This is a genomic window from Clostridium sp. CM038, from assembly GCF_055081105.1.
This window is the reverse complement of record NZ_JBSJEO010000002.1, coordinates 23,734-36,223: the sequence shown is the minus strand read 5'-3', so window position 1 is coordinate 36,223 and position 12,490 is coordinate 23,734. Positions and strand designations below refer to the sequence as shown.

Sequence of the window (12,490 nt, the reverse complement as noted above, 5' to 3'; positions counted from 1 at the left end):
TTTCTATTTTATTTAAGCAAAAATTAAATTAATGTAATTAGCACTCGTCTACCACCGTTTTTAGCGGTTTAGTTCTTTTCATATATTTCGTTGCAAGTAACCCCCTATCTAATGATGTGGGGTCTAATATATTTAGATTATATTAATATTTTGAAAGTAACACAATATTAATTGTGTTACAGGTTGTTTACAAACCCAGTATAATTTTTTTATTATACTGGGTTTTTTACATGCAATTATGCGATAGCATTTTGAGTTATGGATAAATTTAAAATAACAACTATCTTCTTAGTTAGAAAATCAAAAAACAGTAAAGATAGCAGGCTAGCTATCTTTTTCATATTCTGCACTGCTGCTGTAAGCAGACACTGCTCTTGCACATTTTCTAATCCACGCATATGGCAATAGCGAAGCCCATGCAGTTGTTTTGAATCTGCGAAGCTTCGCTCTATAGTTTCTTTTCTTCTTCTATATATATTTCTGCCTTTATCTGTTCTGGTGAACTTTACAACATCTTCTTTATACGTTTCCCAAACATGTCTTCTAATAGTTTTAAACTTGCTTTTTGCAGAAAAGCATTGAGCTCTATTTGGACATATCTCGCAATATTTTGCATTACCAACATATTCTTTATATCCTTCTCTTGTTGTCGTTTTATAATGTAAAGCCCTTAAGTCAGGGCATACGTAAATGTCCTGCTCTTTAACATATTGGAATTTATTTTTTGTGTACATTCCTTTTGTATGTGGAGACCTACGGTATCCCATTACAGATTTTAATTCCCTCTCATATAGTTCTTTACATATAAGATTTGTAGCATAACCAGCATCTGCACCAACATATTTTGTATTAAAATTAAACTTTTTTATTTGCACATCTAATCTATCGATATAAGGATCAACATCATTTATGTTTCCAGGAGTAACATACACATCAGTAATTATATTATGTCTGCTATCGACAGTTCTGTGATCTAAATATGAGAAGCCTTCCGGCTTGCCATCTCTCATCATATATCCACTGTCGGGGTCGGTTGTGCTAACTTTAGTTTCTTTTATTTTGGTAACAGGTTCTTTTTCCTTTAAAGGTTTTTTACCATGGTTTATTCTATCTTCTTCCACTGCTTTATTAAGTTCAGCTACATATTCTTTCGGCGTTTTTTCAACTTCAATTTTCACAAGCTTTCGCTTATTAGCATTTGCTTTTAGGTGTGTAGAGTCTGTGTAAAGTATTTTACCGGTTACCATCTTAAGATTTATAGCCTTAAATACTACTTCGTCAAATATTTTTTGAAACACATCTGTACCTTTAAACCGTCTACGTCTATTTTGGCTAATTGTTGAATGATCTGGAATAGGATCAGTAAGACTTAGTCCTAGAAACCATCTATAAGCCACATTTACTTCAATGTCCTTTACAAGTTGTCGTTCAGATTTTATTCCAAATAAGTACCCAATAAACAGCATTTTAAAAAGTATAATAGGATCTACGCCAGGTCTTCCATTATCTAAGCAGTAATATTTTTTAGTCAGTTCTCTTATAAAAGAGAAATCCATGTATTTATCTATATTTCTCAGAATATGGTCTTTAGGAACTAAATCTTCCAAATACACCATTTCTAGTTTTTGTTGTGTGAAGTTCTTTTCATTAATCATAATAATGCCCTCCGAATTATAAAGTTTGTATACTATATATATTCGACATCGATGTCCTAAAATCCTTTTTGAATATGAAAAAAACACTCCAATTTTAAATTAGAGTGTTTTACATTTTATGTTTGTCAACGGTCTGAAGTAAACCCATATCATTAGATATGGGTTTACTCTATTAAGCTAGTATTGATATTCTGAATGTAACACAATGCTAATTGAGTTACTTTCACATTGAGGCTTACTACTGATTTTTTAAATTGTAAATATATTTAATTTATGGTAATTATGTTATAGTTAAATATATATTTTATGATGAACTTGTAGATTATTGCGTTTTAGATAATAAAATAATAATTAATCGTATTGGAGGTACAATGGGAAAAGTGAGAGGTAGTTGGAGTAAAAAACAAACAGATGAAAAAGTGCTGTCTGTACTTAGCAATGGTAGCTGGAGTAAAAAACAATGGAGTAAAAAACAAACAGATCAAAAAGTGCTGTCTGTACTTAGCAATATTTGTTCTATAAGCATAATAATATTTGCATGTACGCAGATTTTAGGTATTTGGAAAATTGAAACAAATGTATTTGAGCCATTGGTGGGTGTGTCAATGTTAATTCAAGTCATTCAGAATTGGAAGAAAAATAAAGAGGTTGCTAAAGTTAGTTTATTTGCTGCGATACTTGCTTTGGGGGTTTCAATTTTTAAATTTGTAATAAGATAAAATCAAATTTGTAAAATGGATTGGATTAGCGAAAGTAACACAAATGTAATTGTGTTACTTTCACATTGAGCCTATAGGCTAGATGTGCATAAACAACAAATGCCGTGAAATTTTATTATTTCACGGCATTTGTTGTTTACTTATTATGTTGAGTGTTTTTAATTTTGTTTATATCCAATTTAAGGTATAATATGATTTTGCCTTGACCTTTGTATACTCGGGGGTTGTGTAGTAACGGAACAGAAAACCGGTATAAGAACCGAAAATAATGATATCCATATTTTTCGAATTTAAAATCTCCAATATTACACAATGTACTTATTTAACTTTTCTTTTCCTAACTTCTCGAATTAGTGTTGACTTACTTATTCTAGTTATCTCTGTAACTTCTGTATATGAATTGTTTTTTAGCATCTCAATCGCATTATTTATTTGTTTTGATGTATATAGCTTAGGTCTACCTTCTTTAAATCCTTCTTTAGTTTTTGCAATTGCTTTACCTGTTTGGGTACGTTCAATAATTGTGTAACGCTCCATCTCGGCAACTGCTAATAGTGTAGTTAAAAAAAATTTACCCATACTTGTATTCTCTAGCAATCCAACATTAATTACATGGATAGATATTCCTTTATTAAATAGATCTTGAACTATGCTAATGCCTTCTACAGTATTTCTAGCCAATCTGTCTAGTTTAGTAACTACTAAGGTATCCCCCTGTTTTAAATCCTCTATCAATTTATTGAATATAGGTCTATCAGTTGTAGTACCTGTGTACTGTTCTACTCTTATTTCCGCACCATTATATCTATCTAGTATATCCCTCGTCTGAACCTCTATGGAATGACCTTCTTTTAATTGTTTTTTTGTACTTACCCTTGCATAACCTAGTATCACAATTTATAACTCCATTTTAGCATATCGTTTTGACTGTAAGTTTTGACACCGTCCAATCCTTTGATTATACGTAAGTGTTTTATAGGTGTCAATACTGTTAAGTTATGACATTAAGATTTTATACATTTTCTTATATATTAGAGTTATAGCCACTATTTAATATTAAAAATAAAAAGAGCAGAAATTTCTTCTCTTGATGTTGCACAATAAAACAAGATAGCGAAATAATTTTGTTGTGTATTACCTCATATTCTTACCAAATTAAATACTTTAAAATTGAAAAGCATATCACTGCAATAACACTCGAACCAATTGCTGATATTACAATCCCCTTTAAGAAACCGATAAAATGGAATTTATAATCTTTGTACAATTTATTTCATTCACTACCAGGAAGTACAATAAACTTCGGCTGCCAAGTACAAAAAATAAACCAATCCATCACGATTAAATCAAATAGATTCCAACACATGCACAGTATAAGTATATGTTCAAAAATTATCCAATAACTGACTGAATTCAAGTCATATGTATAAATCCCACTCCAAAATATAAAAGCTACGATTAAAATCATCGTTATCGTTTCAAACATATAGGCAGCTTTTTTATTTGTAAATGGAGGAAGTTTAATAACCTCTTGTAGTTTTTTAGGATAATCATGTAGAAATAAATGAGGCCATTTTATTTCAATAAATGTAACCATACTGCACCACATAATTGACCAAATTAATCCATGTATCAATGCTGCTTCCAAATTCACTAACATACATCGCCTTTCATCTTCACATTATATAATCTTTAGTTGGGCTAGTTAATATAATAACTTAAAAATTCAAGAGGTATTAGTAAATATAGAAAACTTCAAGGGCCTCTCTAAAACCCATAATTAGTCCTGGTAAAAAATTTGCCATAAATATAACATTCTTTTCATTAAGATGATATTGATTATTATTATCAACGCAATTATAAGATACATCATGATTTTTGTCAACAAAAATCACGATGTGTGCTTTTTTATTTTTAGGGGTAGGTGGTTGTGTAGTAATGGGACAGAAACGGCAATAGAATTACCGTTTATTACCAAATAGTTTTTTATCCATTGGTTGCAATGGTCTCAGCTTACCTATCAGTATCTTACTCACTGCCTAGAAGTAAACTACTCTATTAAGGTCCTAACCATTTATCATTCTATTTAATCTTAGCTGCAGTCAGTAAACTAGCCCAAAGCAAATAAAATAATCCCCCTTCCCCCAGGGGAAACAATTCCTACTGTTATGCAGTAGGAACTGTTTTTATCTTTGTGATATTAACATTTAAAAAATTCCGAATATTTAAAATATAGAACCTCGCGACCCTCGGGTGAAAAATGGACAGGTTTGTCACCTCAGATTAGCAGAGCAGTGACGTTTATTCTGAAAATTTAGAGTTTCAAAAAACAAATTTATTATAGAGGTCATAAACTCATCCATTTGCCAGCATCCTACAGGTTTTTTAAAAATAATTAGTCATCATATTTTCATTCTTGGATATCGAAATTTATTATAGTAAATAGATTTTATTGAATCTTATTATAATAATTATTTTGGTTTATATCTATTGTAGTTACTATTACTAGTAGTATAAAGATTTTGGAAGGACAAGTTACGGGCACGTATACCGTCACCCAAAAAGAGAACAAGCTTCAACATAAGCATCTCTAAGCGTACCATTGTTTTCGTCCCTCAAACCCTGGTAAACTAAGAAATTCTAATGAAAAAGCTGGTCCTTTTTTGGGTACCCGACGGCGTGCATCGATTCTAATTAAATTTTAATTAAATTTAATTCAATCATTCTATATAAATAATCAAAAAACCTAAGTCTACGCACGCATATATAGTTTAATCATACCTTTAAATCTAAATACGCATACCGCCGGTGGACAAGCACAAGATGGCTGAGTATTCCAAATATAGGGGTTCTACTACCCGAAACCCGCCTGCTTCTAAATTTGAATATATTAAATTTCTTGTGTTATTTATCAAAAACATTCCCGGAAGTACTCTATTTCAGGAATGTTTAAACTTAGTTTATAGACATTACTCGGGTACAGCCGACATATGGGTAAAAATAGGCCACATGTTGGAGTTAATATCCAACATGTGGCTATGTATTGTTTTATAGGTGTTGCATCAAGTCTATTTATATTTGAAACATTTCATATATTCTTTTTATAACCCCAATGAAGCATATTCTGATAGTGTCATTAGGGTGTACCTCATTGTGACAGTTTTCATATAATGTTATAATATTCCTAAATAGTTAGGTCGTAACCGTATTTTAAGACGAAATAAAGATCTATATAATGGAGGTTATAATGATAAAGACTTAGGCAGAGTTATGGAGCTTTGGCTTCAAACTAATTTAGAAGCACATAACTTTATCCCAAAACAATATTGGATTAGTAATTATGATATGGTTAAAAATATATTACCGAAATCTGAAGTATATGTTTATGAAGAGGAAAATGTGATTCAGGGATTTATTGGAGTTGATAATGGTTATATTGGGGGGATATTTGTATCAAGTAGTCAACAATCGAAAGGTATTGGTAAAATGTTGATTGAAAAATGCAAATCATTATATACAGCATTGCAGTTAAGTGTGTATGTAAATAATAGCAGAGGTGTTAGGTTTTATCTGAGAGAAGGATTTGTAATCGAGAAAGAACAATCAGATGAAAATACAAAAGAATTAGAGTACTCTATGAGATGGAGAAAATAAGCATATATACATGTCGTAATGTTCTTATATTGTTTAACAATTAAAGCCACATGTTGGAATTAATATCCATTATGTGGCCTATTTTTACACGCATGTCGGCTGTACCCGCTAATGTTTTGAAATACCGATCGTGCCTCAAGTTGTGGTGTTTGGTTTCCATTTGCAACGCGTTCAATTGCAAGAATTAAAACGTCTAGAATTTGAAAATATTTACTGTCTTGTGAACTCTTTTCCAAAATCAACCTTTATAAATGGCTTAAAACCAATTAATAAAAGAAGGGAAACCTCTATATTTACATGCAACATTAGCTATATTATTATATAAATTTAAAACTGATTTAGGAGCTTTAAACCTATTTGTGTTTAGGTATAATGTTATAGCATTACTTAGTTTTGTGCAAATAAGGTTATACTCTTCGCCATGTTCAAGTTTTATTTTAAATGGAATAAGAACATTAGTTAAATCTTGATTATTTTTAACTTCAGAATCATTCAAAACATCTTTTAATTCATTTAATAACAGATGATTTTCATTCATTTATGCAACACCTCCTTAATAAAGAATAATAGAAGATTTTAAAATCTTCTATTATTCTTTATTAATATTAAAGATGAGAGAATGGTCCGTTTTGAATCCAACCATTTACAACAATTTGACCAATTGCACCCCGAGCTTCTCCCCAATCTACCCAGCAGTGAGTCTTGTCACAATGAACGCCATTAGCGTAATACACACCACCATTAAGTAATTCTAATTCGTTTTCTTGTAAAGTGTTCATAAAAATACCTCCATAATATATTTATTTTTAAATTCTTATAATAAGAAATTCAAACTATATAAAAGTAGCCCAAATAATATATGATATTATCTATAATTATACATAATATTATATATTATGTCAATATGTATATATAATACAATATATTGCCATAATATATGATATTATGTATTATGGGGTAGGGCTCGCAACTTGTGCAAAAGTACCGTTAAGAAAATTTGACTAGCATTTAAGTGAATATACACCAAATGTAGTGGGTTACCTAAGATTCTAATGTAATAAAATACAATAAATATTATATTAGTTAATCGGCTCTTAACCCTTGATAGTACTTGATTATCAAATAATTTAAAACTAATTTAAATTTATAGTTTTAATGTAAATGGTTTAGTCCAAACTATCACTAAAATATTACATTAATAATTTACTACAAAAAAATATTAAAAACTTAATGTTTTTATGTTAAATATATCTTGGAACATATTAAAAAGCTTTATTCAGCATTGAGTTTTACAGTAACTTGAAAATGTGTTAATTAATTTTTCTTGACGTGACTTTCGCACGAAAAGAGAGCACTACCCCATTATATATATACGTAACAAATACAAATTAAATTTTTTAAAAAATAAAATACAAAGGAGAAATTAAATTTGATGAATATATTTAAAAAGTATTATTGTGTAAAGCAACATGACATGAAAGATTGTGGTTGTGCTTGTTTAGCAACAATATGTAAGACAAATGGATTAAAATATCCAATATCTAAAATAAGAGAGGCATCTGGTACAGATAAAAAGGGGACAAGCGCTTTAGGAATAATTAAAGCATCAGAACAATTAGGATTTTCGGCTAAAGGGGTTAAAGCTAATAAACCAGAAGACATATTTAGTGGAATACCATTGCCAGCTATAGCACATGTAGTCATAGATAAAACACTCTTGCATTATGTTGTTATACATAAGATAAGTGAGACAGAAATTTTAGTTGCAGATCCAGCAAAGGGGATAGTTAAATATAAACCAGCAGATTTTTTCAATATATGGACAGGCATACTTATTCTTATGACTCCAACTGTTAAGTTTGAAAAAGGAAATGAACTTAAGGGAGTATTTTCAAGATTTTTTGATTTGATAAAACCACAAAAGGGATTATTAGTTAATATATTTTTATCATCTGTATTAATAACCATATTTGGTATTTTAGGTTCGTTTTATTTTAAGTTGTTATTAGATGACATAGTACCAAATAATCTAACTCAATCATTACATATGTTTTCAATTGGATTTATTATTTTAATTACGTTTAAGGTTATTACAAATGCTTTTAGAATTCACCTTTTAATTTATCTAGGTCAAAGATTAGATATACCATTAATGCTTGGATATTATGATCATGTAGTTAATTTACCAATGAACTTTTTTGGAACTAGAGAAGTTGGGGAAATAATATCTAGATTTAATGACGCTTCTAAAATAAGAGATGCTATTTCAGGAGTAACACTTACTATGATGATAGATGTCTTTACGGTTATAATAGGAGGATTAATATTATATTTCCAAAGTCCGTTATTGTTTGAAATTACTTTAGTGCCACTGGTTTGCTATGGAATAATAGTTGTTGTATTTAAAAATCGCATTGAAGAAGTTAATCGGGAGACAATGGAGAGCAATGCAAAATTAACTTCTTATTTGGTTCAATCATTAAGTGGGATAGAAACTATAAAAGCGTTTAATGCAGAAAGGGAAGTTAACGCAGAAACAGAAAAAAGGTTTATAAAACTTATAAGAGCTGTATTTAAAAATGGTTTTATAAATAATTTCCAGGTATCGTTAAAAGGTTTTGTAAAAGGAGTATTTTCAATTGCTATACTTTGGATAGGAACATTACAGGTATTAAGTGGGAGAATAAGTTTTGGTGAATTACTAACCTTTAATGCCTTATTAGTATATTTCTTAGACCCAATAGAAAATATTATCAACTTACAACCAACTGTTCAAACAGCAATAGTGGCAGCTGAAAGACTTGCAGAAATATTAGATTTATCATTAGAAAAATCTATTGATGAAAATAAAAAGATAGAGCCTGAAACATTAAAAGGTGATATAGAATTTAAGAATTTAGATTTTAGATATGGGACAAGAAGTATTACATTAAAAAATATAAATCTTAAAATTAAACCAGGAGAAAAGATAGCATTAGTTGGTGAAAGTGGCTCTGGAAAAACTACATTAGCAAAATTACTAATGAACTTCTATCAATGTGAAAAAGGTGAATTACTTATAAATGGATACAACATAAAAGATATTAATGTTGAATCATTAAGAGATAAAACAGCTTATATATCACAAGAAACATTTTTATTTAATGGAACAATAATTGAAAATTTATCACTTGGAAATCCATATTTAACGTATGAAGAAATTATAAAAGCTTGTAAAAAGGCACAGATACATGATTATATAAACTCAATACCCTTAAGATACAATACTTTAGTTGAAGAAAATGGTTCTAATCTCTCGGGAGGACAAAAACAAAGATTATCAATAGCAAGAGCCATACTTAGAAAGCCTGAAATTCTTATTATGGATGAAGCAACAAGCAATTTGGATTCAATAACTGAAAGGGCTATTGAAAAAACAATATACGAATTTAGCAAAGATATAACTACTGTAATTATTGCACATAGATTAAGCACTATTATGAGGTGTGATAATATTTATATTCTAGAAAAAGGAGAAATTATAGAAAGGGGTTCTCATATTGAACTTATAAAACAAAAAGGTAAGTACTTTAATTTATGGAGAGAACAACTTCCAGATAGTTATGACGGAGAAGTGGCAGCAGCTAAGGAGGTAGAAACAAATGAAGTTTAAAATAGAAAATTTGGATGAACTTAGTGACAGTAGACAAGTCATGGAGGCGGAACCGCATAAGTTCACAAGTATATTTGTTTACATTTTATTAGCAGTAATTATTTCTTTCATACTATGGGCGTGTTTTAGTGAAAAAGAAGTTGTAGTTAACGTAACCGGAATGGTAAAACCAAGTGGACAATCTTATGTAGTTTCTAACCCAATAGCTGGAGAAATAAAAGAAGTATATATGAAAAATGGACAAACAATAAAAAAAGATGAGGTTTTATATAAAACAGATGATACCCCCTTACAAATGCAGAAAAGCAAAGTTGAAGGTCAAAAAAAAGTCTTAACAAATGATATTAATAATTTAGGTAAGCTAAAGAAAAGCATTGCTGATAATACTAACTATTTTAAGGGTAGTAAAGAAGAAAAAGAGTATTATTATAAATATGAAAGTTATATTCTCGGTAATAAGGTGTCAGTTGAAGATAAAACTAATTTAATAAACTCTAAAAATGATTCTGTTAATCAAATAAATCATTTAGAAAAGTTAATTAAATCAATTGAAGATAATAAAAATTATAATGCAAAAGGCAGTATTTATAATGAGCAGTTTAATAATTATCAAATTTCAAGAAAATCTATAGATGATAAAATACAACAATTAGTAATAAGCAAAAAAGTATTACAAAATAAAATAGGGTCTGATGATGCAATAGCACAAATTGATGCTGAAATACAAGATAATAAGAATGGGTTAAGTAAATTAGAGAGTGATATTAAGTTGGAGGTTGGGAAGTCAACCAATGAATTAAGAGGACAACTAAAAACTACTAATAGCAATGTAATTAAATTTGATGAAGGAGTAGATTTATCAAAAGAAAAAAATAAAATAACATTACTAGCACAAATAGAAGAAGGATTAACTTCAAATGATGAAAAGTTAAAAGAAGTAGATGCTAACTTGAAGGAAATTAATGAAAATATAGAGAAGTGTAAAGTTAAATCTATTATTGACGGAAAGCTTGATATTCAAGCTAATTTAGAACCTGGAATAATAATTCAAACTGGAGCAATAGTTGCTAATATTTTGCCTAAATCAAATGCTTATAAAGTTGAATTAATTATACCTGATAAAGATATTGCAAATATAAAGGATGGACAGGAGATTAAATATAGTTTCACTTCATTACCATATAATGAATATGGATTATTAAAAGGTAGTATGGAAAGCATAAGTGTTAATTCTCAAATGGATAGTGAAAAAGGTGTTGTTTTTTATAAAGGAGAAGGAATATTAAAAAATAATATTCTATATAGTCATAAAAATGAAGAAGCAGTAATAAAATCAGGCATGACATGTGAAGCAAGAATAATTATACGAAGAGAGAAGATGTTATATTATTTACTAGAAAAATTAAATCTTAAAGATTAATTTTTATAGTTAAAAGTTCTTCTCATTAAATGATAATTGTATTTGTCATTATCGTTTTGGTACCATTACCCTTAATTTAGCTTGTGTAATTACAATATATAAATTTACGGAAAATAACATGCAATATTTTTAATTAATGTAATTAAAATCCTTCTAGTATAGGAAGTTTGGAAGGTCAAGTTTTGGGCACGTATACCGTCACCCAAAAAAGAACGAGCTTCAACATAAGAATCTCTAAGCTTCCCATTGTTTTCGTCCCTCAACCACTTGGAAACTAAGAGCTTCTAATGATAAAGCTGGTCCTTGTTGGGGTACCCGACGGCGTGCATCGATTCTAATTAGATTTTAATTAAATTTAATTCAATCATTCTATATAAATAATCAAAAAAACTAAGTCTACGCAGCCCTGTAGGTATTGCTCGCTCCTGCCACCACCACCGCGACTTTTACGACATTTCAGAAGGCAAGTCTCCCACTTCTACAAGTGGAGGTTAACTACCCTCACAAAAATAAAACTTCGGTGGGAGTATATGGGGTCGAACTATGACTTGAACCGTATCCTTGCTTATGTAGCACCATTAATTTTTGTTTTTGTTGTTTGTTTATTTTTAGGAAATATTACTATTATTGAATTTCATAAAAAAGGCATTGTCACAGGTGTCTTGTTTGGATGGCTTATTATTGCTGATGGTGTGTATGGGTTTGTGTTATCATATGTTAGTTTTGATAAAAGCAGCATTTCCTTTCCGAGTATGCAAAAAATAATCTTCTTTACCTTGGTAATGCTTTTGGTAGGTATATTTGAAGAAGTACTCTGCCGAGGTGTTATACTAAATAATATGCTAAATAAATGGGGCCACACTAAAACTGGTATAATAAAATCAGTAATATTATCTTCACTAATTTTTGGATTGCTTCATTTAGTAAATTTAATTGTAGCTCCAACTCTTATTATGGCAACCGTAAGCCAGGTAATATATTGCTTTTTACAAGGTATTTTGTATGCTTGTATTTATCTTAGATGTAAAAATCTATGGGGGGTTATTATTCTTCATGCTCTATATGACGGACTTGGGTTCGCATCAGGTATTTATCATACAGCGGCTGCTTCTGGAGCACCAGTTGATATTTCTGTTGTATCAGGGTTAACTACCAGTATGCTGTATATACCTTTTGCTTTAGTCGGTTTTTTCTTGCTTAGAAAAGTATTTGTTGAAGATATATATCAGACTGTAAAAGACATAAAACCAATGTAATTGAAAGTTATTTCTGATTCTTCTTATATTGTTTATCAACAAGGGTAGAAATTTATTATTGTTGATTTTTTTTGTTAAAGAACTATAAACTACCGTTTATAGTTCTTTATTGCTAATTAGGTAGGTAAAGCCTA

The 12,490-nt window shown here is 29.7% G+C and carries 11 protein-coding genes; 5 read left to right on the top strand and 6 right to left on the bottom strand.

All coding sequences use genetic code 11. From position 1 onward, the window contains the following. Positions 1-236: 236 nt before the first annotated feature. Positions 237-1,655, bottom strand: coding sequence for an IS1182 family transposase (locus ACWJKS_RS19355; protein ID WP_268064117.1), 1,419 nt, complete (start codon positions 1,653-1,655; stop codon positions 237-239). Positions 1,656-2,026: 371 nt separating this feature from the next. On the opposite strand from ACWJKS_RS19355, the gene ACWJKS_RS19350 reads away from it, so the two are divergent. Next, positions 2,027-2,374 (top strand): hypothetical protein, encoded by a 348-nt coding sequence (locus ACWJKS_RS19350; protein ID WP_462961150.1) that lies wholly within the window; start codon positions 2,027-2,029, stop codon positions 2,372-2,374. Positions 2,375-2,692: 318 nt separating this feature from the next. Here ACWJKS_RS19350 and ACWJKS_RS19345 read toward each other — a convergent pair whose 3' ends face one another. Further along, complete coding sequence (locus ACWJKS_RS19345; RefSeq protein WP_462961149.1) at positions 2,693-3,268, bottom strand: recombinase family protein; 576 nt, start codon at positions 3,266-3,268, stop codon at positions 2,693-2,695. A gap of 379 nt (positions 3,269-3,647) precedes the next feature. Continuing rightward, a complete protein-coding gene (locus tag ACWJKS_RS19340) occupies positions 3,648-4,034 on the bottom strand; it encodes a hypothetical protein (protein ID WP_462961148.1) in 387 nt (128 codons plus the stop codon). Positions 4,035-5,644: 1,610 nt separating this feature from the next. On the opposite strand from ACWJKS_RS19340, the gene ACWJKS_RS19335 reads away from it, so the two are divergent. After that, positions 5,645-6,028, top strand: coding sequence for a GNAT family N-acetyltransferase (locus ACWJKS_RS19335; protein WP_462961147.1), 384 nt, complete (start codon positions 5,645-5,647; stop codon positions 6,026-6,028). 59 nt (positions 6,029-6,087) lie between these two features. Here ACWJKS_RS19335 and ACWJKS_RS19330 read toward each other — a convergent pair whose 3' ends face one another. The 3 genes from ACWJKS_RS19330 to ACWJKS_RS19320 all read right to left on the bottom strand — a co-directional run bounded on the left by ACWJKS_RS19330 (position 6,088) and on the right by ACWJKS_RS19320 (position 6,807). Then, positions 6,088-6,264: a bacteriocin immunity family protein gene (locus ACWJKS_RS19330; protein WP_462961146.1), complete on the bottom strand. Its 177-nt coding sequence runs from the start codon at positions 6,262-6,264 to the stop codon at positions 6,088-6,090. 20 nt (positions 6,265-6,284) lie between these two features. Next, complete coding sequence (locus ACWJKS_RS19325) at positions 6,285-6,566, bottom strand: bacteriocin immunity protein (protein WP_462961145.1); 282 nt, start codon at positions 6,564-6,566, stop codon at positions 6,285-6,287. A gap of 67 nt (positions 6,567-6,633) precedes the next feature. After that, the gene (locus tag ACWJKS_RS19320) at positions 6,634-6,807 is read right to left on the bottom strand and encodes a class II bacteriocin (protein WP_462961144.1); all 174 of its coding nucleotides are present in this window, start codon (positions 6,805-6,807) and stop codon (positions 6,634-6,636) included. Between the two features lie 653 nt (positions 6,808-7,460). Here ACWJKS_RS19320 and ACWJKS_RS19315 point away from each other — a divergent pair. The 3 genes from ACWJKS_RS19315 to ACWJKS_RS19305 all read left to right on the top strand — a co-directional run bounded on the left by ACWJKS_RS19315 (position 7,461) and on the right by ACWJKS_RS19305 (position 12,356). After that, on the top strand, positions 7,461-9,680 hold the full coding sequence (locus ACWJKS_RS19315; RefSeq protein WP_462961152.1) for a peptidase domain-containing ABC transporter: 2,220 nt from the start codon (positions 7,461-7,463) through the stop codon (positions 9,678-9,680). Next, positions 9,670-11,100, top strand: a complete 1,431-nt coding sequence (locus ACWJKS_RS19310) for an HlyD family efflux transporter periplasmic adaptor subunit (RefSeq protein WP_462961143.1) — start codon at positions 9,670-9,672, stop codon at positions 11,098-11,100. Before ACWJKS_RS19315 ends, ACWJKS_RS19310 begins: the two co-directional genes overlap by 11 nt. 530 nt (positions 11,101-11,630) lie before the next feature. Continuing rightward, positions 11,631-12,356 carry a lysostaphin resistance A-like protein gene (locus ACWJKS_RS19305; protein WP_462961142.1) on the top strand — a complete coding sequence of 242 codons (726 nt, stop codon included), beginning with the start codon at positions 11,631-11,633 and terminating at the stop codon, positions 12,354-12,356. The last annotated feature ends 134 nt before the right edge of the window (positions 12,357-12,490 follow it).

What these genes read in the sequence shown, in the direction of transcription:
- ACWJKS_RS19305 (WP_462961142.1), top strand. Translation starts at nt 11,631, where the DNA reads ATGGGGTCGAACTATGACTTGAACCGTATCCTTGCTTATGTAGCACCA.
- ACWJKS_RS19320 (WP_462961144.1), bottom strand. Translation starts at nt 6,807, where the DNA reads ATGAACACTTTACAAGAAAACGAATTAGAATTACTTAATGGTGGTGTG.
- ACWJKS_RS19335 (WP_462961147.1), top strand. Translation starts at nt 5,645, where the DNA reads ATGGAGCTTTGGCTTCAAACTAATTTAGAAGCACATAACTTTATCCCA.
- ACWJKS_RS19315 (WP_462961152.1), top strand. Translation starts at nt 7,461, where the DNA reads ATGAATATATTTAAAAAGTATTATTGTGTAAAGCAACATGACATGAAA.
- ACWJKS_RS19325 (WP_462961145.1), bottom strand. Translation starts at nt 6,566, where the DNA reads ATGAATGAAAATCATCTGTTATTAAATGAATTAAAAGATGTTTTGAAT.
- ACWJKS_RS19350 (WP_462961150.1), top strand. Translation starts at nt 2,027, where the DNA reads ATGGGAAAAGTGAGAGGTAGTTGGAGTAAAAAACAAACAGATGAAAAA.
- ACWJKS_RS19340 (WP_462961148.1), bottom strand. Translation starts at nt 4,034, where the DNA reads ATGTTAGTGAATTTGGAAGCAGCATTGATACATGGATTAATTTGGTCA.
- ACWJKS_RS19355 (WP_268064117.1), bottom strand. Translation starts at nt 1,655, where the DNA reads ATGATTAATGAAAAGAACTTCACACAACAAAAACTAGAAATGGTGTAT.
- ACWJKS_RS19310 (WP_462961143.1), top strand. Translation starts at nt 9,670, where the DNA reads ATGAAGTTTAAAATAGAAAATTTGGATGAACTTAGTGACAGTAGACAA.